We start from the raw sequence: 26,445 nt of genomic DNA, 5'->3' as shown, positions 1-26,445 counted from the left end.
GGCAGCCAATATCGACGAAATTGGTTTTCAGGCAGGATCGGTCTGCCTAGTGGCCGGACGTCACATGGATGGAGAGCAGCCATGACAAAGATTGTTCCGATGGTAATGTGCGGGGGGAATGGCACCCGCCTGTGGCCACGCAGCCGCAAGGCAAAGCCCAAGCCGTTCCTGCCTCTTCTGGGTGACAGCACCCTGTTCAAGGCCACGCTGGCCCGTTGTGCTGACAAAGCCATGTTTGCGCCGCCGCTAGTTGTGGCGGGGGAGGCGCATATCGAGCACATCCGCGCGCAATTGTCCGATGGCGGATCAGTTATCGTGGAACCTGGTGCCAGGAACACCGCCCCTGCGATCGCCCTGGCGGCTGCGCGCCAGCCTGAAGATGCGATGATGCTTATCTGCTCAAGCGACCATCATATCCAGGATACAGAAGCTTTTCGCGCGGCAATCGTCTCGGCAGCGAAGATCGCCGGCGAGGGTCAACTCGTGGCCATAGGGATCCGCCCCACTGCGCCGGAAACAGGCTTTGGCTATATCCAGCACGGTAATGAAATTGCGCATGGCCATAAGGTGAAACGCTTTGTCGAGAAGCCGGATCTTGAACGGGCGAAGGCCTTTCTGGCTGAAGGCGATTTCAGCTGGAATGGCGGGATCTTCGTTTTCAAAGCCGGCGCCTACATGGATGAATTGCGTCGGTTCCGGCCAGACATCGTCAGCCTGGTGGAACAGGCCGTTTCCGAAGGGCGCGAAGATGGAAATCTTTTCTACCCGGCTGCCGAACCCTTTCTGAAGATCGAAGGCGATTCGATCGATTACGCCGTGATGGAAAAAACTCAGAAGGCCGCCACGGTCACCGCCGACATGGGCTGGTCTGACATCGGCAACTGGAAGGCGCTGTATGATGAGCAGGAAGCCGATCATGCCGGAAATCTCGTGCGCGGCGATGCCGATCTTGTGGATTGCGAGAACGTGTATGTCGACAGCGATGGGCCAAGGGTTTCCGCCATCGGCCTGAAGGATGTGGTGATCGTGGTAGACGGTGACGATATTCTCGTCACCACAATGGATGGTGCGCGAAAGGTGGGGAAATTGCCGGGGGCCGAAAACCAGTAGGCTCCACGCCAACGTGCCAGCCAGGGTGCCAGCCAGCCTGATCGAACCGGGCTACAACAATTTGAAAAGCGCGGCACCGGCCGCTGCCGCAAGCACCACGCCCACGAATATGCGCCACGCCTTGTCACCCACCCTGCCAAAGGCCAGCGAACCCAGCCAGTTGCCCAGCATCACCAGCGGAAACAGCGCAAGGCCAAGGATTACGATCCGCCATTGCAGCACGCCCACCACCGCGCCTGAACCGATACCGGCCATCGCCGCCACGCCGAAAATGCCGATCATGCTCGCCTTGGCCGTGGTGCGCGGGATATCGCGGCCCACGTAATAGGGGACCACGGGCGGCCCCGGCATGGCGGCAAAGCCCGTCAGCAATCCGGCGGAGATACCCGTCAGCCCGGTCGTCAGCCGCCCCGGCAGATGCGCACCGCGGCGCGGCAGCAGCACGGCGACGAAGGCGGACAATGCAACCAGCGCGATCAGCAGGCGGGCGATGGCGGGCGGCGTTGCATCCAGCAGCATGAACCCCGGCAAAGTGGCCAGCAACACCAGCGCGCCAATCGTCAGCGCGGATCGTTCCGCCTCCCGCAGCACATAACGGATCTCGCTCAGGGCCAGCAGCCCGGCCATGATGTTCAGCGCCAGCACCGCCTCCACCGGCGTAATTGCCAGCGCCAGAACCGGCACCAGCAATATGCCAAAGCCAAAGCCGGTCAGCCCGCGAATGAAGGCCGCTCCCAGCGTGGCGATGGCGGCGACCGTAATCTGGAGCGCGCTGAATCCGGCGAGAAATTCCAAGAGCCAGCCGCGCCCGCGCCTAGTCGCGCAAATCCGGCGGCGTCGCCTCGGATTTCAGGAACGCGATAGCTTCATCCAGAGAGAGGAACTTCTGCTCCTTCTCACCCAGCGTGCGCATGGCAACGGTGCCTTCCTCGGCCTCCCGCTTGCCCACCACCAGCATATGCGGAACCTTGGCCAGCGAATGTTCGCGCACCTTGTAGTTGATCTTCTCGTTGCGAAGATCGCCTTCCACGCGAATGCCCGCTGCTTTCAGCTTGGCGATCACGTCCTCGCCATACCCATCCGCATCGGAGGTGATGGTGGCCACCACCGCCTGCACCGGGGCCAGCCACACAGGCAGGCGCCCGGCGAAATGCTCGATCAGGATGCCGATAAAGCGTTCGTACGAGCCGAAAATCGCGCGGTGCAGCATCACGGGGCGGTGCTTGTCGCCATCCTCGCCGATATATGTCGCATCGAGGCGTTCGGGCAGCACGCGATCACCCTGGATCGTGCCCACCTGCCAGGTGCGGCCGATGGCATCGGTCAGGTGCCATTCCAGCTTGGGCGCGTAGAATGCGCCTTCGCCGGGCAGTTCTTCCCAGCCGTATTCCTCGTTCATCATCCCGGCCTCGGCCACGGCGTCGCGCATTTCCTGCTCGGCCTTGTCCCAGTCGGAATCGCTGCCGAATCGCTGTTCGGGGCGCAGCGCCAGCTTGATGGCATAGGTGAAGCCGAAATCCTTGTAGACGCTGTCGGCCAGTTCGATGAAGGACCGCACTTCCTCCACCACCTGTTTCTCGGTGCAGAAGATGTGCGCGTCGTCCTGGGTGAACTGGCGCACGCGCATCAGTCCGTGCAGCGCGCCGTGGGGTTCGTTGCGGTGGCAGCAGCCCATCTCGCCAAGGCGGATCGGCAGGTCGCGGTAGGACGTGATGCCCTGTTTGAACACCAGCACATGCGCCGGGCAGTTCATCGGCTTCAGCGCCATCCAGTCGGCATCCTTGGACACCAGCTCGCCCTCGTCCTCGGTGTTCGGAGTCTCGTCAGGGATCACGAACATGTTTTCGCGGTACTTGCCCCAGTGGCCGCTCTGCTCCCACTGGCGCGCGTCCATCACCTGCGGCGTCTTGATCTCGCGATATTCCGCGCCATCCATCTTGCGGCGCATGTAGGCTTCCAGCTCGCGCCAGATCTTGTAGCCATTGGGATGCCAGAACACGCTGCCGTGCGCCTCTTCCTGCAGGTGGAACAGGTCCATCTCGCGGCCCAGCTTGCGATGATCGCGCTTGGCGGCTTCCTCCAGCCGGGTGAGGTGAGCGTTCAGCTGCTTCTTGTTCAGCCAGCCAGTGCCGTAAATGCGCGTCAGCTGCGCGTTGTTCTGGTCACCGCGCCAGTATGCGCCTGCAACGCGCATCAGCTTGAAAGCCTGCGGGTCCAGCCTGCCGGTGCTGGGCAGATGCGGGCCGCGGCACATATCCAGCCACGCGCCGTCGGAATTGGGTTCGCCCGACCAGTAGACGGTCAGTTCCTCGTCCTCTGGCAGTTCCTTCGCCCATTCGGCCTTGAAGCTCTCGCCCTCGGCTTCCCATTTTTCGATCAGCTGCTCGCGGCTCCACGCCTCGCGCACCAAGGGCTTGTCCGCCTTGATGATCTCGCGCATCCGCTCCTCGATCTGGGGCAGGTCGTCCATGGAGAAGGGGGGGCGATTGTCGGGCGCTTTCACATCATAATAAAAGCCATCGTCCGTTGCCGGGCCGAAGGTGATCTGCGTGCCCGGCCACAGCGACTGCACCGCCTCTGCCAGCACGTGCGCATAATCGTGGCGCGCCAGTTCCAGCGCATCATCCTCGTCACGCGCGGTGATGAGTTCCAGCTCGCTGTCGCAATCGAACGGGCGGTTGAGGTCGCGCACCTCTCCGTTCACGCGCGCGGCGAGGGCGGCCTTGGCAAGGCCGGGGCCGATGGCGGCGGCAACATCGCCGGGTGTGCTGCCCGGCTCCATCGCGCGCTTGGAACCATCGGGAAGGCTGATCTGGACTAATTCGGTCATGGCAATGCCACCTAGTGCGGATGGGGCCGTGCGCCAAGTCTGCAATGCACCTTGTAGCGACGCTTTTCGCGCCCATTCTTAGATGATGACCACGCAGTTTCACGAAACGGGCGGCCAGCGGATCGCCTATCGCCACAATGCAGGCAGCGGGCCGGCGGTAATCTTCCTGCCCGGCTACATGTCGGACATGGCAGGTGGCAAGGCGACCGCCGTGTTCGACCGATGCGTGGAACAGGGGCGCGAATGCCTGCTGCTGGATTATTCGGGCTGCGGTGAGAGCGACGGCGATTTTGCCGATGGCTCGCTCAGCCAGTGGCGGGACGAAGTGCTGTCCCTGATTGATGCGAAGGTGACGAGCGACAAGGTGCTGATCATCGGCTCCTCCATGGGTGGATGGCTGATGCTGCTGGTGGGCATGGCGCTGGGTGAAAGGCTGCACGCGCTGATCGGCATCGCCTCTGCTCCCGATTTTTCCGACTGGGGCTTCACCGATACGCAAAAGGAAAGCCTGCGCGCGGGCACCACCATCTATCGTGAAAACAATTACGGCTATGATCCAACGCCCACTCACGCCCTGTTCTGGAAGGATGCGGAGGCGAACAGGCTGCTGGATGGCGCAATTGGCATCGATGCGCCGGTGCGCCTGATACACGGGCAGGATGATACCGATGTGCCGCCCGAAACATCCCTGCGCCTTGCCCGCGCGCTCACCAGCACGGATGTGCAGGTAACGCTGATCAAGGGCGGCGATCACAGGCTTAGCCGCGAGGGCGATATTGCCCTGCTCCTGCAAACGATGGAAATTCTATGATAGACCTGTCCGTACTCGACCTTGTGCCCATCCGCGAAGGCAGCAATGTTTCAGAAGCGATTGCAGAGGCCGGCCAGCTGGCGCAGGCGGCAGAAGCAGCAGGCTACAAGCGGTTCTGGGTGGCAGAGCATCACGCCAGCGAAGGCATCGCGGGCGGCCCGGCTGCCGTGATCATCAGCCATATCGGCCATGTCACCAGCACCATCCGCATCGGTTCGGGCGGCATCATGCTGCCCAATCACAACCCCTTCGTGATCGCCGAACAGTTCGGCGCGTTGGATGCACTCTTTCCGGGCCGCGTGGACCTGGGCCTTGGCCGCGCGCCCGGTTCGGCACCGATTATCGCGCAGGCCCTACGCAAGGATTTGCAGCGCGCGGCGGAATATTTCCCGCAGGACGTGGTGGAACTGCGCGCATTGCTGACCGGCGATGTGGACCTGCCGATTACCGCCACGCCGGGCCTGGGTGCGAATGTGGAGATGTGGATGCTGGGCTCCAGCCTGTTCGGCGCGCAGCTGGCGGCAAAGCTGGGCCTGCCCTACGCCTTCGCCAGCCATTTCGCGCCCATGCATCTGGACGAGGCGCTGCGCATCTACCGACAGGATTTCCGCCCCTCCGCCGCGCTGGAAAAGCCGCATGTCATGGCCGCGATGAGCGTGATGTGCGCCGAGACGGACGAGGAGGCGAAGACCCTCGCCAGCAGTCAGGAGCAAGCCTTCGTGCGCCTGCGCAGCGGCGATCCGGGCAAGCTGCCGCCGCCCATTCCCAATTACCGCGACACGCTGCCGCCGCAGGCCCGCGCCATGATGGAAAGCCTGGACGTGGCCAAGGCCGTCGGCTCGCCCGCCACCGTGCGCGAGGCCATCGGGCGCTTCGTCGATCGCACGAAAGCGGACGAGATTATCGTGTCAGGCGCAACGCATGATCCGGCAGCACGGCGGGAATCGTTGAAGTTGGTTGCAGAGGCGGTGGCGGGGTAATGTTTGTTTTGCGAAGCCGCCTCCGCGGCTTCGTCCTCGCTAGATGCGCAGCAAGCTGCGCCCGCTGCGGGCGGCCAGTCGGCCTTGCGGTCCGCTAGGCGCGGACCGTGTCCTGCGCGGTGTGTTAAATTCGGCAGCATATCGGTCGCGACCAGCGACCGACAGCGCGCGAATGCGCAGCCCGCAGGTGCCGCGCAGCGAAGCGGAGCGAACAGCACCGAGGACGCGCCGACGGAGGTCGGCGCATGAAACACAAATAGTTACCGATGTAACAAAATTCTTCCATCCCCGCATTCACAAGGTTAGAGGCGCGCGGGAACTTCCGGTATGCGATAACGCTGGAAGAGGGAGTCGCGGGGCCAGGTGTGGGACCGCTGCTCTAGAGGAGAATACAAGCATGGCGAAAACTGGCAGCAAATCCGCGGCTTTCAAGGAACTGACCAAGCAGGAGCAGGGCTTCGCCGCCGTGCTGAAAGACAGGATCAGCGATTCCCTGTTGCCCGGTGAAAAGCTGCTGGACGGGGCCCGCCTGGATGAAGCGGCTGCCTTCGTGGTGGAAGCCGCGCGCACGCGGGAAGACGGCAATCCGGCCATCCTGATCCGCTCCGAAGCGGATGGCAGGCGTTACATGCGCATCGCCATCATCAATAAGGACATGTCTTTCCTGGTGGATTCCATTGCCGCTGCCATGGCCGCGCGCGGGCTGGCAATCGATGTGTTGGTTCATCCCATCCTGCCCGTGCGCCGACGCGACGATGCGCTGGTGGACGTGCCGGAGGGCGACGCCACCGGCGAAAAGAAGGAAAGCTGGGTCTATATCGAGACCGCGCGCGTCGATGCCAAGGAACGCCGCGAGCTTGAGGCTGAACTAAGGGCCGCCATCCTGGATGTGCGCGCCACCGTGGCCGATTGGTCCCACATGCGCGATACGATGGCCGCCGATGCGGATCGCCTGCCCGATGCCGAAGGCGCGGCGCTGCTGCGCTGGCTGGGCGATGGCATGATGACCCTGCTGGGCCATGTCACCCGCACCCGCGATGGCAAGACGACCGACGCGCTCGGCATCTGCCGCCGCTCCACGCCTGATCTGCTGGCAGACGATGCCTTCGACAAGGCCTTCGCCTGGTTCGATGGTGATGGCGAAGGCACGGGGAGCCACAAGGGCCGCGCGCCGCTGATCATCAAGGCCAATCGCCTGTCCAAGGTGCATCGCCGCGTGCCGCTGGATATCTTCATCGTGCCACTGGTGGAGAAGGGCCGCGTCGAGGCGCTCAGCGTGCATGCCGGCATCTGGACAAGCGCGGCACTGGTCGCCTCGCCCGACAGCGTGCCCGTGCTGCGCCAGCAGTTGAAGATTATCATGGATCGGCTGGATTTCGAACCCGGCAGCCATGATTACAAATCTTTGGTCCATGCGCTTACCGCGCTGCCGCATGATGTGATCATCAGCTTTTCCGACGATGATATCACCCGCGTCGCCACCGCCATGATGGGGCTGGCGGACCGTCCGCGCCCGCGCGCCACATTGGTAACAGCGCCGCTTGGCCGCCATGTGTTCGGCTTCGTCTGGCTGCCGCGCGATATGCTCTCCACCGCCGTGCGCCTGCAGGTGCAGGACATGCTGGAGACGCAGACCGGCGCCACCACCTTGGACTGGAGCCTGATGGTGGAGGGCGGCAACCTTGCCCTGCTGCGCTATGTCATGGATTTCCGCGGCAAGAGCACCACCGCCGATTCCGCCGCCGTGGATGCAGCCCTTGGCGAAATGTTGCGCGGCTGGCCCGATGCGGTGGAGGATGCCCTGTTGCAGAGCGAGGAGCCAAGCCGCGCCGCCGCGCTGGCCGTGCGCTATGCCGATAGCTTCCCCACTTTCTATCGCAACACCTACAGCGCAAGCGAAGCAGCCGCCGATATCGCCCGCCTGCGCCAGCTTGCCGCCAATGCGGAAGACAGCGAGGAAGGCCGCGACGTTCGCCTGTATCACTCCGATGCCGATGGCGACGATCTGCTGCGGCTGAAGGTGTATCAGCACCACGGCAGCCTGCCGCTTTCTGACGCGGTGCCCGCGCTGGAAAACTTCGGCTTCCGCGTTTTGTCCGAAATTCCATCCCGCCTGCAGGGGGAGGACGCCGGCACGATCCACGATTTCACCGTCGCCCTGCCCACGGGCATGATGCATGACGAGGTGCTGCAACGCGCGACCGAGATCGAGGAAGCCATCTCCGCCGTGCTGAACGAGCGGGCGGAGGACGATGTGTTTAACCGGCTGGTGATCGTGTCCGGCCTGGTGGCCAAGGAAACGGACTGGCTGCGCGCCTTCTACCGCTATTTGCGGCAGGCCAATATCGCCTTCACCATCTATACCGTTGTCGATGCGCTGGCCGGTGCGCCCAAGGTGACGCGCGGCCTGATCGACCTGTTCACCGCGCTGCACGATCCCGCCGCCAAGGGTGACCGTGACAAGGCGACCAAGGCGCTGGACGATGCAATCCGCGCCGGTCTTGGTGAAGTGACGGCCATCAATGATGACCGTATCCTGCGCCTCTATTGGATCACCATGCGCGCCATCCTGCGCACCAACGCCTTTGCACCCTTCGCGGCAGAGGCTCTGGCCTTCAAATTCGATTCTTCGCAGGTGCCCGGCCTGCCAAAGCCCGTGCCGTGGCGCGAGATCTTCGTCTATTCGCGCCGCGTGGAAGGCGTGCACCTGCGCGCCGGACCGGTGGCGCGCGGCGGCATCCGCTGGTCAGACCGTCGCGATGATTTCCGCACCGAAGTGCTGGGCCTGATGAAAGCGCAGAAGGTGAAGAACGCCGTGATCGTGCCAACCGGCGCGAAGGGCGGCTTTTATCCCAAGCGCCTGCCCAACCCCGCGGTGGACCGCGATGCGTGGTTCACGGAAGGCAAGGAAAGCTACAAGCTCTATATCCGCAGCCTGCTGTCCATCACCGACAATTACGAAGGTGACAAGGTGATCCACCCGCAGGACGTGGTGATCCACGATGGCGACGATCCCTATTTCGTGGTTGCCGCGGACAAGGGCACGGCCACCTTCTCCGACACGGCGAATGCCATCGCAATGGAGCAGGATTTCTGGCTGGGCGATGCCTTCGCCAGCGGCGGCTCCAACGGATACGACCACAAGGAAATGGGCATCACCGCCAAGGGCGCGTGGATTTCCGTGCAGCGCCACTTCCTGGAAATGGGCGTGGACGTGCAGACCGATCCCGTGCGCGTGGTGGGCTGCGGCGATATGTCGGGCGATGTGTTCGGCAACGGCATGCTGCTGTCCAAATCCATAAAGCTGATCGCCGCATTCGATCATCGCCACATCTTCATCGATCCCGATCCCGATCCGGCCGCCAGCTGGAAAGAGCGCAAGCGATTGTTCGAGATGGAACGGTCCAACTGGGCCGAATATAACGAGAAACTGATTTCCAAGGGCGGCGGCGTATTCCCGCGCACCATGAAGCGGATTTCGCTTTCCAAGGCTGCTCTCACCGCGCTGGGAATTGCGGAAGACGATGTGAAGGATGGCGGGCTGGACCCCGAGAGCCTGATCTCCGCAATCCTGAAAAGCCCCAATGACCTTATCTGGTTTGGCGGCATCGGCACCTACATTAAATCTTCGAACGAAAGCCACGCAGATGTGGGCGACCCGGCGAATGACGGGCTTCGCGTAAACGGTGAGGATTTGCGCGCAAAGGTGGTGGGCGAAGGCGCCAATCTGGGCGTGACGCAGGCCGGGCGCATCGAATTTGCGCTGGCAGGCGGGCGGATCAACACCGATTTCATCGACAATTCCGCCGGTGTCGATTGCTCTGATAACGAGGTGAACATCAAGATCGCGCTGGCCGCCGCGCGGCAGGCCGGTCGCCTTTCGGAAGAGCGGCGCAATGCCCTGCTGAAAGACATGACAGAGGAAGTTGCCGAGCTGGTGCTGGAGGATAACCGGCTCCAGGCGCTGGCGCTGTCCATCGCGGAGCAGGGCGGCAGCCGCACGGTTGGCGCGCAGGCGCGATTGATTGAAACACTGGAAGAGTTGGGCGGCCTCGATCGCGATAACGAAGGGCTTGGCGATGCCGAGGACCTGAAGCGCCGCGCCGGAGACGAGCGCGGCCTGACCCGCCCCGAACTCGCCGTGCTGCTGTCGCATTCCAAGCTGGTGTTGCAGGATGCCGTTGAAGACAGCCCGCTGGCGAAGGACGAGGCGGCAGACCAGCTGGTGCTGGGCGATTTCCCGCCGCAGATGCAGGAAAACTTCCGCAACCAATTGCTGGATCACCGCCTGCGTAACGAGATCGTGGGCACCGTGGTGGCCAACCAGATCGTGAACCGCATGGGCATGCTGCACCCCTTCGAACTGGCTGAGGAAGAGGGTGCCGGGCTGGATACCGTGGGCAGCGGCTTCGTCGCTGCCAGCAAGCTTCTGGGCATGGAGGAAATCTGGGCCGCGCTGGATACCACGAAGATGCCGGAAACGGCCCGCCTGATGCTCTTCGATCAGGCTGCACTGGCGCTGCGTGGCCATATCGCAGACCTGCTGCGTGCAGGCGGCGGCGCAATGTCGCCTTCTGCCCTGCGCGAAGAAGTGGGCGACACAGTGGAAGAACTTACGGCCAAAGTCGATACGCTGCTGGGTGAAGAGGCCCGCAGGCACGTGGAAGGCATCGCTGCGCGCATGGTGGAAAAAGGCGCGCCGGAAAAGCTGGCCACAAGGGTGGCGCAATTGTTCGCTATCGACGGGGCCATCGGGATCGCTCGCCTTGCTGCGGAAACGGATACCCAGCCGATCGAACTGGCCAATGCCTTCATCAAGCTGGGATCGCTGCTGGGCATCGACTGGGCGCAATCGCGCGCGGCCATTATGTCTCCATCGGATCCGTGGGAACGGCTGCTGGTGGCTGGCCTTGCCCGCGATTTCCAGGCGATGCGCTTTGAATTCCTGCGTGGCCTCGCTCGCAAGCGGGGCAAATCGGCTGGCGATCCAATGGCGCTGATCGATGATTGGGCAGAGGCAAACGCGATGCCGGTGAAGCAATTCCGCCGGATGATCGCGCGTGCACAGGCGGCAACGCCCGTCGCGCCTGCGATGTTGGCACAAGTGGCCAGTCAGGCGCGCAACCTGCTGCAGGGGTGATGCGCGCGGTCGCCTTGCGCTTGACGCATAGGGGTATTGTGGTCATCGCTCCGCAGTATGAGCAACTATGATGTAGTGATCGTGGGCACGGGGCATGGAGGCGCGCAGGCGGCCATTGCCCTGCGCCAGAATGGCTTTGAAGGGTCGATCCAGATGATCGGCCGCGATCCAAAGCCTCCCTACGAGCGCCCCCCGCTGTCGAAGGAATATCTGGCCGGAGACAAGCCCTTCGAACGCATCATGATCCGCCCGGTGCAGTTCTGGGAAGACAAGAATATCGGCCTTACGCTGGGCGAAACGGTCAGCAAGATCGACCCAGAGGCCAAGGAAGTGCACCTGGCATCAGGAGAGCGCATTGGATACGGCAGGCTGATCTGGTCTGCCGGCGGCGATGCGCGGCGCATGTCCTGCCCCGGCTCCCATCTGGAGGGCGTTCACGCCGTGCGCGATCAGCGCGATGTGAAGCAATTGATGGCCGATCTGGAAAGCGGCGCGAAGAAATTCGTGGTGATCGGCGGCGGCTATATCGGGCTGGAAGCCGCCGCGGTGCTGCGCAAGCTGGGCTGCGAAGTCACGCTGGTGGAATCGATGGATCGCCTGCTGTCGCGCGTTGCGGGGGAAGATCTTTCCACCTTCTTTGCAGAGGAACATCGGCGGCAGGGCGTGGACGTGCGCCTGGGCTGCAATGTCGAACGGCTGGAAGGCGAAACCCGCGTTACCGGCGTAACGCTGGCAAATGGAGAGACGATCCCCTGCGATGCGGTGGTGGCGGGCATTGGCATCGTGCCATCCGTCGGCCCGCTGATGGCCGCAGGTGCTGCGGGCGCAAACGGTGTGGATGTATCCGACATTTGCCGCACCAGCCTGGAGAAGGTCTACGCCATCGGCGATTGTGCCGCCCACGCCAATCCATACGCCAATGGCGCGGTGGTGCGGCTGGAAAGCGTGCAGAACGCCAATGACATGGCGAATACCGTGGCCAAGGCCATCTGCGGCGATCCGCAGCCCTACGATGCGATGCCGTGGTTCTGGTCCAACCAGTATGACCTGAAATTGCAGACCGCGGGGCTGAATGTCGATCATGATACCACCGTGCTGCGCGGCGATCCGGCAGAGCGGAGCTTTTCCGTGATTTATTTGCGCGATGGCGTGGTGATCGCGGTGGATGCGGTGAACCGCACCAAGGATTACGTGCAGGGCGGCAAGCTGGTGAAAGCCCGCGCGCAGGTGGACCCGGAGCTGTTGATGAACGAAGAGGTCCCGCTCAAGGAGATGCGCTGAGCCGCGTCAGCGCCCAGCGCGCCGCTTCTGCCACCACCGGATCGGGGTCTTCGGCCAAAGCCTTTACCTGCGGCACCAGCGCCGCATCGCCGCTGTTCCCCGCCGCGATCAGGCAATTTCGCACGAAGCGATCCCGGCCCACCCTTTTTATGGGCGAACCGGAGAATTTGGCGCGGAATGCCGCATCGTCCAGCGCCAGGAGTTCTCTCAGCCGGGGCGCAACCAGATCATCACGCGGGGCGAATTTCGCATGGCGCGCGGCGGTTTGCGCAAACTTGTTCCACGGGCACACGGCCAGGCAATCGTCACAGCCATAGATGCGGGTGCCGATGGCTTCGCGAAACTCCTCCGGTATCGGGCCCTTGTGCTCGATGGTAAGATAGGAAATGCAGCGCCGCGCATCTAACCTGTATGGTTCGGGAAAGGCATTCGTGGGGCAAGCATCCTGACACGCCCGGCATGATCCGCAGCGATCGTCGTGCGGCGCATCAGCCGCCAGTTCCAGCGTGGTGTATATGGCGCCGAGGAACAGCCAGCTGCCGTGATCGCGGCTAACCAGATTGGTGTGCTTCCCCTGCCAGCCGACCCCGGCCTGTTCGCCCAGCGGCTTTTCCATCACGGGCGCCGTATCCACGAACACTTTCAGCTGCGTATCGGGCCGCTGTTCCACCAGCCAGCGGGCAAGCGCCTTCAGAGCCTTCTTCACAACGTCGTGATAATCGCGCCCCTGCGCATAGACGGAAATCTTCGCCTCTCCATCCGCCAGCGGATCGGCATCGGGGGCGTAGCTCATTCCCAGCGCGATCACGCTGCGGGCCTCTGGCCACATGCTTTGCGGCCCCTGGCGCACATCGGCACGGTCCTGCATCCAGCCCATATCGCCGTGAAAGCCTGCATCCAGCCATTCATGCAGCCGCCGCGCCTGCTGCGGATCATCGGCTGCGGGCGCGATGCCGACGGCGGCAAAACCCAGCTCGCGCGCCTTGGCCTTCAGCGCATTCTCAATCGAATGGGTTTCGGCCTTGTTAACCATTATGCGGGTTGCCCTCGTTCATTCATCGGCATTAGCTGATAGGGGATGGATATGGCGACAGGCGAATTTTCAACCCCCGTGGAAAGCACACGCAATCTGGCAATCGAGGCGCGCGGCCTTGTGAAGAGGTTCGACGGCGTTCTGGCGGTGGACGGCGTGGATATCGCCGTGCCCGAAGGGGCGATCTACGGCATCCTTGGCCCCAATGGTGCAGGCAAGACCACGTCATTGCGCATGCTGCTGGGCATTATTGACCCTGACGAGGGGTATCGCCGCGTGCTGGGCGCGGAGAATCCGCAGCACGTGGCGCGGCGCATCGGCTATTTGCCCGAAGAACGCGGTCTTTATCCATCCATGAAAGCCTATGAAGCGATCGGCTTCATGGGCGCGCTGCGCGGCTTGCCGCTGAAACAGGGGCGCGCGCGGGGCAAGATATTGATGGAAGAACACGGCCTTGGCCACGCGGTGGACAAGCAGATCCGCCAGCTATCCAAGGGCATGGCGCAGACCGTACAATTGCTGGGCACGCTGGTGCATGAGCCGAAGCTGGTGGTGTTTGACGAGCCTTTCAGCGGGCTGGACGCGATCAATCAGGGCAAGCTGGAAGGCCTGATCCGCGGGCTGGCGGAAAAGGGGACGACGGTGATCTTCTCCACCCACGTGATCGCCCATGCAGAACGGTTGTGCGAAAACATCGCCATCATCGCCGGTGGCAAGGTTCCCTATGCCGGCAGCGTGGAGGAAGCGCGCGACCGCATCCCCGCGCAGGTGCGACTGGAAACCCGCAACAGCGAAGGCCCTTGGCGCTCTGCCCTGCCAAGCAGCGCGCGCCGCAACGGCGCATTCTGGGATTTCCCCCTGCCCGATAGCGGGGTGGAGCCATTGCTGAAGGCCCTGATCGAAGGCGATGCTGGCATCCAGTCCCTTTCTATAGAGCGGGCCGGCCTGCACGATGCCTTCGTCGCCATTGCCGGAGAAGCGGCGGCGCGAGACATGGTGACGCAAGGCGCAGGAGACGCGGCATGAGGGGCGCAAAAAACGGCAGCCGCCTGTCCATCTGGCGCGCGGCCTATGTGGTGGCGCGGCGCGATTTCACCGCGATCCTGTTCAGCCGCGCCTTTATCTTCTTCCTGCTTGGCCCCCTGTTCCCGGTGGCGGTGATGGCGCTGGCGGGCAGCGTGGGCGCGCAGGTGCAATCCGAAGCCTCTGCCGCCGATGTCGGCATCGCCATGGAAGCGCAGCACGTCGATGCGATGCTGGCCGCGCGCGAGGAGGTGGGCAGCCTTGTCGGCCCGTCATTGCCGCGCATGGTGGAGCTGAAGCGGCTGGCGCCCGGCGAAACATTCGATGCAGCGGCCCATCTGGCTGACGAGGAAAGCGGACTTGCCGCGATTGTCACCGGCACGCCGCAGCAGCCCGAACTCACCGCTACCCAAGGCAGGCTTGCCCGCTGGCAGGGCATGGTCGCGCTGGTGGCGGCCCATGCCAACAGCCCCGGCGCGCAAAGCTATCCAGCGGTCGGCACCACACTGGTGGAAACCAGCGGCGCGTCTGAAAATACCGGGCGCATGCGCACAGCGCAGGGCGGGCAATTGCTGCTGTTCCTGCTGATCATGCTGCTGGCCAGCATGGTATTGTCCAACCTGGTGGAGGAGAAGGGCAACAAGATCATCGAGATCCTGGCCGCCGCCATTCCCATGGATGCGGTTTTCCTGGGCAAGCTGTTTGCCATGCTGGGCATATCCGTTGTGGGCATCGCGGTGTGGGGCAGCACCGGCTTTGCCATTCTGACGGCGGGCGGCGTATCGCTGTCCGACTATGCCAATCCGGGCGTTGGCTGGCCGATGTTCTTCCTGCTGTTCGCGGCTTATTTCGGCATGGGTTACCTGCTGCTGGGCTCCATCTTCCTGGCGGTGGGTTCGCTGGCAGCGACGGTGCGCGAAGTGCAGACATTGTCCATGCCGGCCACCATGTTCCAGATCCTGGTGTTCTTCTTCGCCAGCCTGGCTGTAACCGATCGCGGGGGCTGGCTCGAATACACGGCCATGGCATTCCCCCTCAGCTCTCCTTTTGCGATGGTTGCGCGTGCCGCGATGGATGATGCCATCTGGCCGCACATCGTGGCCTTGGCGTGGCAGGCCCTGTGCGTGGCGGTGTTCGTGAAGGCAGGCGCCAGCCTGTTCCGCAGGCGCGTGATGCAATCGGGCCCGCGCGGCAAGAAGGGCAGGCGTTCGCTGACGAAGCTGGTGGGCGGGATGTTCAGGAACAGTTCGTCTTCTGCAGGATAGAAGTATTGTCATGATCAAAGCCAATTCCACCCGCCGCTCCGCCCTCGCATGGCTTGGTGCCGGAGCATCCGTTCCCATTCTGGCTGCCTGTGGCGGCACGGAAGCCAAAGCGCAGGATTTTCGCGTTTCGCTTAGCGAGGCCGAATGGCGCAAGCGCCTGACCCCCCAGCAGTTTCGCATCCTGCGCGAGGAAGGCACGGAACGGGCATACACCTCTCCTTTGAACAAGGAAAAGCGCACCGGCACCTATCTTTGCGCCGGCTGCGATAACGAAGTGTATTCCAGCCGCCAGAAATACGACAGCGGCACCGGCTGGCCCAGTTTCTGGCAGCCGATCGGCAGCGGTGCCGTGGGCTATTCCACGGATCGCAAGCTGGGTTACACACGCCGCGAAGTGCACTGCGCCGATTGCGGCGGGCATTTGGGCCATGTGTTCGACGATGGCCCGCAGCCCACGGGGAAGCGCCACTGCATCAACGGCGTGGCGATGAAATTCCGCCCTGCCTGACGCAGGGGCCGGGTTCACACCCCTAACGGATAACGCGGTAGACCTGCAGCGGGCCTTCGCTCGCTGCGTCAAGCCGTTCCAGCCAGCGCGGCACCTTGCCCGATACCAGCGCATTGGCGAAATTATCGGCATTGGCCGTGCGATAGAGCGCAACATCGGGCGCCGCGCCGCAGATGACGACATATTCCGCATCATAGAGCGCTATGGTGGCACGTGCGTTTTCGACAGGCCCGATCAGCGCGGACAGCACATCGGCCATGGGCCGCTGGTTGCGATGATAGCTTGCGGCGACGATCGTATGGTTGCTCTTCCCCAAGATCTCCGGCCCGGCGTCCAGCGGGGCCAGCACCAGTCCGGCGGGTAGATCGGCCAGACTGTCATACCGGCATTCCCCCGGCTGCCTGAGGGCAATGACATCGGGTGCCATGGTGGCCACGGGAAATTTCTGGTCCAGCGGTTTTGCAAAGGCGCTGGCGAACAGGGGCGTCGTCAACCCCACGGCCGCCAGCGTTGCCAGGATGCGCGGCAATGGCGCTGTGATTGCGCGCGCCCTTGGCAGAAATTCAGCCAGCAGTAGTGCGGCAAAGGGAATGGCCAGCAATTGCGCAACCACCCCTTCGCGCATCACCAGCAGCGAATATCCGCCTGCGGCCAGAGCAAACAGGGCATATAGCGTGCTGACAGCAGGTTCTGCGCCCTGTGGCCGGAAGAGGCCGCTGCCACGCGCCCGCCACCAGCCGAAAGCGATGATCGCCACGGTCCACAGCAGCATCAGCGCGACGGAGACGGGCTGCCGCCAGATCGGCAGGCCTTCCGCGATATAGCCATGCCAGTATGTCTGCAGCACCGGCTCCAGCTCTGCCATCGGATTGGTGGCGCAGGGGCCAAGCAGGCTGGCAGCCATGATCAGGCACACCGCCCCCATGCCTGCCAATGCAGCAAGGCGCACTGGCGCCCTGTCCTGCCACGGCAAGAATGGAATGATCGCTGAAATCACGGCAGCGGCGGCAAAGGTGATCATGTGGCCGGGCAGCAGGATGTCGCAGTACAACGCCTCCACCGGTCCGCGCGTGGTGAGAGACAATGCGGCAGAGGCAATCGCCAGCGACCCAAGGAACCACGGCAGCAGGCTCTGCCGGTTCAGCCAGTATCGCAGGCCGTACAACCCGGCCAGCACGGCCACCAGCGGCAACCCTTCCAGAGAGATCACCACCCAGGCCGCGGCGCAAATGCCGCACACCACCGCGCTCCATCGGCTGGTGCGGATCAGCAGCGCCGCGCACACCAGTGCCAGCACGGCTTGTGGCGCGTGATGGTCTATTCGCATCGGTGCGAAATTGCCCGGCAGCAGGGGGAACAGCGGCAGGATGACAAGGCCGAAAGCCATGGCCAGCGGGGTAAATTGCAGCCGCAGCATGATGGCGCGCAGGGCCAGCAGGGCGGGCAGCAGCCACACCAGCGGCACCAGGGCCATGGCCGCCGTCTCTCCAAACATCAGCGCAAGCAGCGCCAGCGGCATATCCACCAGCCGCGACCAGTGCATGGAGAACCCCTCGGGCGGGTTCATGCGATATTGGGTGACGTCCCAAAAGCCCTGCCCATCCAGCCAGTTGCGCACTTGCAGCAGCCGGGTCCAGTCATCGGGGCCGACAGGCTCCCACCCCAGCATGGGCTGTATCGCCAAACGGATCAGGCCATAGGCCAGCCACACGGCCAGCACGGCCCACACCGTGCGCACAAAGTGGTGCCAGTGAAAAATGCGCTCACCCATGGGGAGCAGTCCCTAGCGGAATACCACGCGGCTGCGCAGGATCCATGTGGCGAAAAAGCTTATGGCGATGGCGATGACCTTGGCAATGCGCGGGTCGATGCCGCTGTTGTCGCCCGTCCACACGATGGCAGTGGTGATGGCCAGGCCAATAAGGGCGGATATGACGAACAGCGCCTTTTGCCGGGTGCGCGCGGCGCCGGGTGCGGCGACATTGCCGATGAAAACCGCGCGGCTGCTCATCAGCCAATGCGCAGCGATGCCCAGGCAGTATCCGATGGCGGAGGCGCCGGTGGCCCACATGCCCACCGATAGCAGCGCCAGAAAGGTGCCGACATCCACCGCCAGTGCGCCAATGCTGGCCAGCACATAGCGGATAAGCCGGATATCCGTCAGCCGGGAGATCAGCGCCGTCATCTATTAGGCAGCTTCGCGAGCAGGCTTATCGTCAGGCGTACTGCCCGAAACGCGCTCTGGCACATCGCGGACGGAGGATAGCGCTGCGGCCTGATCTGCCGAAACCTGTTTGCGGCCATCGGGCAGGCTCTTCTGCGCGCCCTCGTCTCCGGCCTCGTGATATTCTGCGTCTTCATTGACGCACCAGGTGTCGTAAACGCGTGTGCCGGCGATGATGTTCTCCACCGTCAGCATGGCGGTCATCATGGCGTGATCCTGGTTGTTGTAACGGTGCATGCCGTTGCGGCCCACCAGGTGCAGCGTCGGGTATTTCTCTTCCAGTTCGGCGCGCATGGCATCGACATTGGCGGCATAATCCTCGTCATAAACGGGATAGGCCTTTTCCTGCCGCACCACGGCGCCGCCGATAACCTTGTCCGGGCTGACGAGGCCGAGGATATCCATCTCCTTCTTCGCCAGTTCCACCAGATCATCATCCGCCATCGACCACAGCCCGTCGCCTTCAAAGCAGAAGTATTCGAGGCCCACGCAGGCAACATCGGCATCGGGCACCATTTCGGGCGACCAGCTGCGGAAGTTCTGCACGCGGCCAACCTGCACCTTGCTGTCGTGGATGTAGATCCAATTGTCGGGGAACAGGTCTTCCGACTTGATCATCAGGGCCACGGTCAGGAAATCGCGGTATTTCAGATTGCTGGCTTCCAGCGTCGTTTCGGGCAGCGGGTGCATGCGGGCGGCCAGCTGGCGCATGGGCGCGCTGCTGATGGCATCCTTCGCACGGATCACCACCTTGCCGCCGTCTTCGGCGCTGGCCGTCATCCGCCAGCCGCCTTGCCCATCGGCAGCAAGCTGTTCCAGCGCATGGCCCATGATGACCTGCCCCTTGCCCGTCGCCTCGATCTTGTCACGCGCGGCTTCCCACATCATGCCGGGGCCAAGGCGCGGATAGCGGAAGGTTTCCAGCAGCGTCTTTGCCTGCGAACCGCTGCCATCGTTCAGCTTGTTGAGACCCAGCGAACGCTTCAGCCCGTCAACCACCGCGCCCCACAGCGAAAGGCCCTTGATCCGCTGCGCGGCCCAGTCGGCGCTCATCTCGTCACAGGGCATGCCCCACACCTTCTCGGTGTAGGTCTTGAAGAAAATGGAATACAGCTTCTTGCCGAACTGGTTGCTGGTCCAATCCTCGAAACTGCGGATTTCGCGCTTGGGCAGAACCTTGGCCTTGGCATAGCTCAACATGCACATGGCGCTGCGCCACAGGCCCAGGTTCCACAACGCCTCGAACGCGCGCAGGGGATAGGAGTAGAACTTGCCCTCGTAATAGATGCGGCTCATGCGCGGGCGCTGGATGAAATCGTCGGGCAGGATCTCGTTCCACAAGTCCACCACGGCGGCGCTTTTGGAAAAGAAGCGGTGGCCGCCGATATCGAAGCGATAGCCATCGTGTTCCACCGTGCGGCTGATGCCGCCGACATAGGTCTTGTCCTTCTCGATGATGGCAACGCTCTTGCCCTGCTTCGTCAGCAGGTATCCCGCCGTCAATCCCGCAGGACCGGCCCCGATGATCGCCACGTCTACCGTGATCTCTTGCGCGTTGCCTGCTGTGGAATTTCGCATTCGTGCCCCCGGCTTTCCGTCCTGACCGGGAGTGAAGGAAAATGGTTATGGGGTGGTTAACGCGCCATGCCCGCAGGCCAGCCGGAAGCGATTATCCGGCGCGCTGCAAATGCTCTGCAATCCGGGCCAGATCGCCATATTGATAGGTATCTTCGAATATCAGGCCGCAGCTGCCATCCTTGCGCCAGCGCACCTTGGCATAGGTTTCGGGCAGGCCATCTGCCGAAATCTTCACCCGCTCGTCTATCGCGAACTGGCAGGAACAGGTGATCTTCGCGCCCTGCTGCGAAAGATCGGTAATCTCCACGATCTCGCTACGGCCTTCCAGCGTCACCACCGATGCCCGCGCCGCAAGGTTGAGACGAATCGCGCGCTTGGTGAAACTGCTGGGCATCTCGATGATCCGCATGATGTTCACATCATCGGCAAAGCGGAAGCCTGCGCGGTCTTCATCCTGCCACACCAGATCGACTTCATATCCATCCCCGTTCTGCAATTCCACGAAGATGCGATGGGTATCGGGCAGCCTGTGAAAGATGCGCACGCTGATGCCGGTTTCGGATACGTCGCGAATGACGCACAGAAATTCGCCGCTGTCGGTCACCAGCTTTGCCGCGCGGATCAGCAGTGTGAAACGCTCTGCAATGCGCTGTTCGACTTCGCCGTAAGGCGCGCCGACAGCCCGTCGAGGCGCTGCACCGAATTTCAAGGCGTTCTGCATACGACTCCCCAAACTGCAAGACTGGCCCACCACGGCCAAACCCTTGTGTAACAAGCCTAAGTCCTATCGCTGTGTCCTTGCGGGAAGTATGAGATGGATATGCGCAAAACCCTGCACCAGTTGGTTAACCAACTGGCAGGTTTCAGCTGATCCAGCGATGCAGCAGATACGTGTAATTTGTAATTCATGCCTGGTGCGGGCGGCGGGACTCGAACCCGCACGTCACAAAGGACAGGGGATTTTAAGTCCCCGGCGTCTACCATTCCGCCACGCCCGCTTTCCACGGTAACAACCACGCGCTGCCTAGCCTTGCGTGTATCAATTGCCAATTGGCTCTTGCGTTTCACCCCCCACCTCGCGCACTCTAACGATCGTTAGGGAGAGGCGCCGGATATATGAGCGCAGGAGAGTTCGATTTCGTCGTCATCGGCGCCGGTTCCGCCGGTGCTGCGCTTGCCGCGCGTTTGGGGGAGGATGAAACCTCCACCACATGCGTGCTGGAAGCAGGCGGGCCTGACAGTCACCCCTTCATCCACATTCCCAGTTTCGTGGCCGCCGCCATCGGGCGGGAGGAAACCAACTGGCGCTTTGCCACAGTGCCGCAGGCGAGCATGGCGGGCAGGGAAATCCCTGTGCCGCGCGGGCGCGTGGTGGGCGGATCGGGCGCGATCAACGGGATGGTGTATTTTCGCGGCCACCCCACCGATTACGATGATTGGGCAGATGCAGGGTGCGCAGGCTGGTCCTACCGCGAAGTGCTGCCCTATTTCACCCGGACTGAGCATAATGAGGATCTTCCCGAAAGCGTGTTTCACGGCAAGCAGGGGCCGATCAACGTCAAGCTGGTGGAGAACCCCAACCCGCTGAATTACGCCTTCATGGATGCGCTGGCATCGCTGCAATATCCCGCCTGCGGGGATTTTAACGGGCCTGATCCCGAAGGCTATGGCAGGCGGCAGGGCCTGATCCGCGACGGACGGCGCGAAAGCACCGCCACCAGCATGCTGAAACCGGCCATCGCGGGCGGGCAGGTGCATATGCAAACCGGTGCGCGGGTCGCCCGCATTATCGTGGAGGATGGCCGGGCAACGGGCGTGGAACTGGTGGATGGCAGCATCATCCGCGCCCGCCGCGAAGTGGTGATTAGCGCAGGCACGGTGCAGACGCCGCAGATCCTCATGCTGTCAGGCATCGGCCCCGCGGCGCATTTGCAGGATCACGGCATCGATGTGCTGCACGATCTGGAAGGCGTGGGCGGCAATTATCAGGATCACGTCGCCAGCCCGATGCATATGGAGACGGACGACACCACCAGCTATGGCATCAGCTGGAAGGTGCTGCCGCGCGATATTTTGCACGGCATCCAGTACTTGCTGACGCGCAAGGGCCCGCTGGCGGGCAATGTGTTTGAAAGCGTGGCCTTTCTGCGCACCGATCCCGCGCTGAAAAGGCCCGATGTGCAATTCGTGTTTCAGCCGGCCCGGCGCCTCACCAATCCCAAGGTGCCCTTCCCGCTGGGCCATGGTTACGCCATCAGCCCGGTGGCCCTCTATCCCAAGAGCCGCGGCACGGTGCGACTGGGATCGGCGGACCCCGCCGCAGCGCCGGTGATCGATCCCCATCTGCTGGAGCATCCCGACGATATCAAGCCGCTGATCCGCGCGCTGAAGATATCGCGCGCAGCCTTCGCCAGCCAGCCGTTCGCCCGATATGAGGGCACCGAAGTTGCGCCGGGCCCGGATGTTGAGAGCGATGCGCAGTGGGACGCCTATATCCGCGAGACAGGCTATACCGTGCACCACCCCGTGGGCACGTGCCGCATGGGCGACCCTGCCGATGCCGCCACCGTGGTCGATCCGCAGCTGAGGGTGAAGGGCATCAAGGGTCTGCGCGTGGCCGATGCCAGCGTGATGCCCCGCGTGATCGGCGGCAACACCAATGCGCCCAGCGTGATGATCGGTGAACGATGCGCCGATTTCATCCTCGGCAAGCCACCGCTGGAACCCGCGCAACTGCCGCCGGAAAGCGTCGCGCGGTATAAATAGGGAAAGAGGGACCATGGCCAAGGAACATATCAAGAGCTGGCAGGTGGGCGATGTGAGGATCAGCCGCATCGTGGAGATCTGGGATTTCCAGGACGACATCCACATGGCCATGCCCAACGCCACGCCGGACGAGGTGAAGGCGCTGGACTGGCTGCACCCGCACTATGCCACGCCGGAGGGGCGCATGCGGATGAACTTTCAGGCCATCGTGCTCCAGACCCCCGATCGCAATATCATGATCGACACCTGCATCGGCGCCGGGAGAGAGCGCGAATATGAGGTGTTCACCGATTTGCCCGAAGGATTCGTCGAAGACATCGCATCGCTCGGCATTGCGCGCGAGGATGTGGACACGGTGTTCTGCACCCACCTGCATTTCGACCACGTTGGCTGGAACACCTATCGGGATTCCGAGACAGGCGAGTTCAAGCCCACCTTCCCCAATGCCCGATACCTGTTCGGCAAGACCGAATACGAAGCATGGCAGAACGATCTGCGGCATGACGATCACCATGATGACAAGCACATGGTGGAAAGCGTGGACCCCATCATTGCGGCAGGGCTGGTGGCATTCATCGACACGGACCACGAAATCGCGCCCGGCATCCGGGCAGAACCCAGCCACGGCCACACGCCCGGCCACATCCACGTGATGATCGAAAGCCGGGGCGAGCGCGCCGTCATCACGGGCGACCTGATGCATCACCCCATGCAATGCGCCATGCCGCATCGCCACGCCACTTTCGACATGGACCGCGAAACCGGCAGCAAGACGCGGCAGGCCTTTGTCGACAAGCACAGGGATACAGACACGCTGGTGGTGGGCATGCATTTCTTTGAGCCGACTGCGGGCCACTTCGTCACCGGCAGCGATGGCGAGACATGGTTTCGCGGGCTAGGCGTGGCCGACAGGTGACGCAGCAGCTTGCCCCGATACCTCAAGCGAAGCTGAGTTAACCGTGGCTGCTCCCGCGAATCCTGCACCTGTCACGGCGATCCAGGCCATTCGTTACGCCCGGCACGATCGCAATGCGGCGGAGAACTTTGCCGCCCAGGCGGACGATCACGATCTGCCGATGCCGCTGGATTACTTCGTCTGGGCGATCCACCGCGAGGGGCATCCCCCCGTCATCGTGGATACCGGCTTTGGCGCAGCGGCCGCCGCCGCACGCGGGCGCGAGATTACTCGCCCCATCCGCAAGAGCCTGCGCGATGCAGGTATCGACAGGCTGGGCGTGACCGACGTGATCCTGACGCATCTGCATTATGACCACGCCGGCGGGCTCGGCGATTTTCCCAACGCCCGCTTCCACGTGCAGGACGCCGAAATGGCCTTCGCCACCAGCCGCCATGTTTGCGACGCGCCGACCCGCGCGCCCTTCGATGGCGAACCCGTCGCCGAACTGGTGCGCCGCCTCTATGCAGACCAGGTGGTGTTTCACGATGGCGATGCGGAATTCGCCCCCGGCATCGGCTTGCGCCTGGTGCCCGGCCACACGGCAGGGTTGCAGGCGGTGGTGTGCGATACGGCGCGCGGGGCCGTGGTCCTCGCCAGCGATGCCGCGCATCTCTATGCCAATATTACGCGCAAGCTGCCCTTCCCCATCTTCATCGACGAGGGCGAGTATGCCCGCGCACAGAACCGCGTCATGGAGTTGGCGGGCGGTTCGCTGGACCACCTGATCCCCGGTCACGATCCACTGGTGCTGGCCTGCTTCCCCACCGAAAACAATATCGCGCGGGTCGATCTCGCCCCGCACACCCCTGTTGCGGAGATGCTATGATTGTCGGTTTCTTGGGACTTGGCCGCATGGGTGGCCCGATGGCCGAAAATCTGCTGGCGCATACCGGCCGGTTGCTGGTTCACGATGTGTCGGAAGAAGCCGTGGCCGCGCTGGTGGCCAAGGGGGCAGAGGCTGCGTGCAGTGCAGCGGCACTGGGTGAGCGGTGCGATGTCGTGTTCACCAGCCTGCCCACTCCACAAATCGTGCGGGAGGCTGTGCTGGGGGCAGACGGCGTCACCGCAGAGGCTGCCCCGCGAATCATCTGCGACCTTTCAACCAGCGGCCCGCAACTTGCCGCCGAACTGGCCGAAGCGCTGGCGGGCAAGACCGCCTGCCTCGATGCGCCGGTATCGGGCGGCATTGCCGGGGCTAAGGCTGGCACGATCAGCATCATGGTCGGCGGGCCGGAGGCTGCTTTCGACGAGGTTCGCCCCATGCTGGAGGCGATGGGAAAGCCCACGCATATGGGCGAAACACCCGGCGCAGGGCAGACCATGAAGCTGGTGAACAACCTGCTGGGCGCGGTCGCCATCGGGGTGACGGCGGAAGGCATGGCCTTCGGCATCAAGCAGGGGCTGGACCCTGCAAAGATGATTGACGTCCTCAACCAGTCCACCGGCGTCAATTCCGCCACGCGCGACAAATGGCCGCGCAGCGTTCTGCCGCGCACCTTCGACTTCGGCTTCGCCGCCGCACTCAGCCTGAAGGACACGAAGCTGCTGTTGAGCGAGGCTGAGGCAGCAGAGGTGCCGCTGCCATTGGGCCAGATCGTGGCCGATTACCTCCAGCGAACGCTGGAACGCGAGGGCGCGGATGCGGATTTCACCGCCATCGCAAAGGTGGTGGAGGAAGCCGCCGGGCTGGACCCGGATCGCTAGCCGCACGAATCATGCTTACCGCGATTGCGGGCGGCACAATTTGGGCGCATGTTCAGTCACATGCTGAGTCTCGCCTTCATCTTCGCCGCGCAATTCGCCGCCGATGTCCTGCCCACCGGCACCTATAGTGGCACCTGTCTTTATCCAGAAGCGGTGGAATTGCGCGCTGCGCCGGGTGAGCTTGTCTCCTGCAACCAGGTGCGCATTACCGATGGTTCCATCAGCTTCGGCAGGCGCGGCTGGGAAACGCGCACCCGCTTCAACGGCACTTTCGAGGGCACACGGCTGACGGTGGATACTGTCACTCTGCCCAATGGCCGGAACGTGGATGTACGCGGCGTGTGCGAAGTGTATTTCTCCAACGATGCGGTTTCCACAGTCGCCTGCACAGCATCATCGAACCGCGGCGCGATTGCTGCAAATTTCGTGGTGTCGCGGCTTTAGATATCGTTGCGAATGGTCGCCAGCGCGCCGCCGTCTATCTCCCATTTCGCGCCGTTAACGTAGCTGGCCTCGTCCGAAAGTAGGAAGCTGACGACATCGCCCACTTCGCGCGGCTGGCCAACGCGGTTCAGCGTGGCCGTCTGCCCCAGCTTGTCCATGCCCGCCTGCACATCGCCATCGAACATCTGTTCCAGCATGCCCACCAGCAGCGGCGTCTCGATCACACCGGGCATCACGCAGTTCACGCGCACGCCCTTTTGTGCCACCTCGCTCGCCGCCGTCCGCGTAAGGCCGACGGCGCCGTGCTTTGCCGCATTGTAGGCGCAGGCCCCTGCCAGCCCGCGTTCGGAGCCAATGCTGGCGGTGTTCACCACCGCGCCCTTTCCCGCGGCGACCATGTGCGGGATGACGAAACGCAGGCCGAGAAACATGGAGCGCAGGTTTACGCGGATGATGTTGTCGAACATGGCGATGTCGTATTCATGCGTCGGGGCAAGGTCGCCTTCGATCCCGGCATTGTTGAAGAAGCCGTCCACTTTGCCGAACGCGGTAATCGCTTCCTTGGCGTAGCCTGCCACGGCATCCTCGTCCGCGCAGTCTGCCACGTGGCCGATGGCCGTGTGGCCCTTGGCGGAAAGCTGCGAAACGCGCTCCTCCAGCCGATCACCGTCGATATCAACCATCAGCAATTGCGCGCCTTCGCGGGCGAGAATCTCGCAGGTGGCAAATCCGATGGAGCCTGCGGCCCCGGTTACGATGATGGAATTGCCTTCGTGACGTTGCGCCATGA

21 protein-coding genes and 1 tRNA gene are annotated in these 26,445 nt (G+C 63.1%); 13 read left to right on the top strand and 9 right to left on the bottom strand.

Annotated elements, in window-relative coordinates:
* The first annotated feature begins 81 nt into the window (after positions 1-81).
* Positions 82-1,110 carry a mannose-1-phosphate guanylyltransferase gene (locus tag GRF63_RS01170; protein WP_160484190.1) on the top strand — a complete coding sequence of 343 codons (1,029 nt, stop codon included), beginning with the start codon at positions 82-84 and terminating at the stop codon, positions 1,108-1,110.
* A gap of 51 nt (positions 1,111-1,161) precedes the next feature.
* Here GRF63_RS01170 and GRF63_RS01165 read toward each other — a convergent pair whose 3' ends face one another.
* Positions 1,162-1,905 (bottom strand): sulfite exporter TauE/SafE family protein, encoded by a 744-nt coding sequence (locus GRF63_RS01165; protein WP_160484189.1) that lies wholly within the window; start codon positions 1,903-1,905, stop codon positions 1,162-1,164.
* A gap of 19 nt (positions 1,906-1,924) precedes the next feature.
* Positions 1,925-3,940: a threonine--tRNA ligase gene (thrS, locus tag GRF63_RS01160; RefSeq protein ID WP_160484188.1), complete on the bottom strand. Its 2,016-nt coding sequence runs from the start codon at positions 3,938-3,940 to the stop codon at positions 1,925-1,927.
* An 82-nt stretch (positions 3,941-4,022) separates the two neighbouring features.
* On the opposite strand from thrS, the gene GRF63_RS01155 reads away from it, so the two are divergent.
* From GRF63_RS01155 to GRF63_RS01140, 4 genes are all read left to right on the top strand, one after another.
* Positions 4,023-4,751: an alpha/beta fold hydrolase gene (locus GRF63_RS01155; protein ID WP_160484187.1), complete on the top strand. Its 729-nt coding sequence runs from the start codon at positions 4,023-4,025 to the stop codon at positions 4,749-4,751.
* On the top strand, positions 4,748-5,731 hold the full coding sequence (locus tag GRF63_RS01150; protein ID WP_160484186.1) for an LLM class flavin-dependent oxidoreductase: 984 nt from the start codon (positions 4,748-4,750) through the stop codon (positions 5,729-5,731). The genes GRF63_RS01155 and GRF63_RS01150 overlap by 4 nt, the downstream gene beginning before the upstream one ends.
* A gap of 397 nt (positions 5,732-6,128) precedes the next feature.
* Entirely contained in the window at positions 6,129-10,871 is a 4,743-nt protein-coding gene (locus GRF63_RS01145; RefSeq protein ID WP_160484185.1) for an NAD-glutamate dehydrogenase, read from the top strand.
* Between the two features lie 57 nt (positions 10,872-10,928).
* Positions 10,929-12,152: an NAD(P)/FAD-dependent oxidoreductase gene (locus GRF63_RS01140; RefSeq protein WP_160484184.1), complete on the top strand. Its 1,224-nt coding sequence runs from the start codon at positions 10,929-10,931 to the stop codon at positions 12,150-12,152.
* Here the strand turns inward: GRF63_RS01140 and queG are convergent.
* Positions 12,136-13,185, bottom strand: a complete 1,050-nt coding sequence (gene queG, locus GRF63_RS01135; protein ID WP_160484183.1) for a tRNA epoxyqueuosine(34) reductase QueG — start codon at positions 13,183-13,185, stop codon at positions 12,136-12,138. The two genes, GRF63_RS01140 and queG, sit on opposite strands and share 17 nt — an antisense overlap.
* Before the next feature lie 78 nt (positions 13,186-13,263).
* Here queG and GRF63_RS01130 point away from each other — a divergent pair, with 78 nt between their 5' ends.
* The 3 genes from GRF63_RS01130 to msrB are packed head-to-tail and all read left to right on the top strand — an operon-like array spanning position 13,264 to position 15,981.
* A complete protein-coding gene (locus GRF63_RS01130; protein WP_419865939.1) occupies positions 13,264-14,211 on the top strand; it encodes an ABC transporter ATP-binding protein in 948 nt (315 codons plus the stop codon).
* The gene (locus GRF63_RS01125) at positions 14,208-15,473 is read left to right on the top strand and encodes an ABC transporter permease (protein ID WP_160484181.1); all 1,266 of its coding nucleotides are present in this window, start codon (positions 14,208-14,210) and stop codon (positions 15,471-15,473) included. The genes GRF63_RS01130 and GRF63_RS01125 overlap by 4 nt, the downstream gene beginning before the upstream one ends.
* A 10-nt stretch (positions 15,474-15,483) precedes the next feature.
* On the top strand, positions 15,484-15,981 hold the full coding sequence (gene msrB, locus GRF63_RS01120) for a peptide-methionine (R)-S-oxide reductase MsrB (RefSeq protein WP_160484180.1): 498 nt from the start codon (positions 15,484-15,486) through the stop codon (positions 15,979-15,981).
* Between the two features lie 22 nt (positions 15,982-16,003).
* On the opposite strand, the gene GRF63_RS01115 is transcribed toward msrB, so the two are convergent.
* The 5 genes from GRF63_RS01115 to GRF63_RS01095 form a co-directional block, all read right to left on the bottom strand.
* Positions 16,004-17,752 (bottom strand): hypothetical protein, encoded by a 1,749-nt coding sequence (locus GRF63_RS01115; RefSeq protein ID WP_160484179.1) that lies wholly within the window; start codon positions 17,750-17,752, stop codon positions 16,004-16,006.
* A gap of 12 nt (positions 17,753-17,764) precedes the next feature.
* A complete protein-coding gene (locus GRF63_RS01110; RefSeq protein ID WP_160484178.1) occupies positions 17,765-18,166 on the bottom strand; it encodes a GtrA family protein in 402 nt (133 codons plus the stop codon).
* A gap of 3 nt (positions 18,167-18,169) precedes the next feature.
* Positions 18,170-19,783, bottom strand: a complete 1,614-nt coding sequence (locus GRF63_RS01105) for an NAD(P)/FAD-dependent oxidoreductase (RefSeq protein WP_160484177.1) — start codon at positions 19,781-19,783, stop codon at positions 18,170-18,172.
* A gap of 91 nt (positions 19,784-19,874) precedes the next feature.
* On the bottom strand, positions 19,875-20,504 hold the full coding sequence (locus tag GRF63_RS01100) for a PilZ domain-containing protein (protein ID WP_160484176.1): 630 nt from the start codon (positions 20,502-20,504) through the stop codon (positions 19,875-19,877).
* A 191-nt stretch (positions 20,505-20,695) separates the two neighbouring features.
* Positions 20,696-20,781: transfer RNA gene (locus GRF63_RS01095), tRNA-Leu, on the bottom strand.
* A gap of 118 nt (positions 20,782-20,899) precedes the next feature.
* Here GRF63_RS01095 and GRF63_RS01090 point away from each other — a divergent pair.
* The 5 genes from GRF63_RS01090 to GRF63_RS01070 are packed head-to-tail and all read left to right on the top strand — an operon-like array spanning position 20,900 to position 25,655.
* On the top strand, positions 20,900-22,549 hold the full coding sequence (locus tag GRF63_RS01090) for a GMC family oxidoreductase (protein WP_160484175.1): 1,650 nt from the start codon (positions 20,900-20,902) through the stop codon (positions 22,547-22,549).
* A gap of 13 nt (positions 22,550-22,562) precedes the next feature.
* Entirely contained in the window at positions 22,563-23,465 is a 903-nt protein-coding gene (locus GRF63_RS01085) for an MBL fold metallo-hydrolase (protein ID WP_160484174.1), read from the top strand.
* A 43-nt stretch (positions 23,466-23,508) separates the two neighbouring features.
* Complete coding sequence (locus GRF63_RS01080) at positions 23,509-24,333, top strand: N-acyl homoserine lactonase family protein (protein WP_337189591.1); 825 nt, start codon at positions 23,509-23,511, stop codon at positions 24,331-24,333.
* A complete protein-coding gene (locus GRF63_RS01075; protein WP_160484173.1) occupies positions 24,330-25,211 on the top strand; it encodes an NAD(P)-dependent oxidoreductase in 882 nt (293 codons plus the stop codon). The genes GRF63_RS01080 and GRF63_RS01075 overlap by 4 nt, the downstream gene beginning before the upstream one ends.
* A 60-nt stretch (positions 25,212-25,271) precedes the next feature.
* Positions 25,272-25,655 (top strand): hypothetical protein, encoded by a 384-nt coding sequence (locus GRF63_RS01070; RefSeq protein ID WP_160484172.1) that lies wholly within the window; start codon positions 25,272-25,274, stop codon positions 25,653-25,655.
* Here the strand turns inward: GRF63_RS01070 and GRF63_RS01065 are convergent.
* On the bottom strand, positions 25,652-26,443 hold the full coding sequence (locus tag GRF63_RS01065) for an SDR family NAD(P)-dependent oxidoreductase (RefSeq protein ID WP_160484171.1): 792 nt from the start codon (positions 26,441-26,443) through the stop codon (positions 25,652-25,654). The genes GRF63_RS01070 and GRF63_RS01065 overlap by 4 nt on opposite strands.
* Positions 26,444-26,445 lie beyond the last annotated feature (2 nt).

Origin of the sequence: Aurantiacibacter rhizosphaerae (assembly GCF_009807005.1) — a bacterium.
Classification (GTDB): domain Bacteria; phylum Pseudomonadota; class Alphaproteobacteria; order Sphingomonadales; family Sphingomonadaceae; genus Alteraurantiacibacter; species Alteraurantiacibacter rhizosphaerae.
This window is presented reverse-complemented; position numbering and strand designations above follow the sequence as displayed.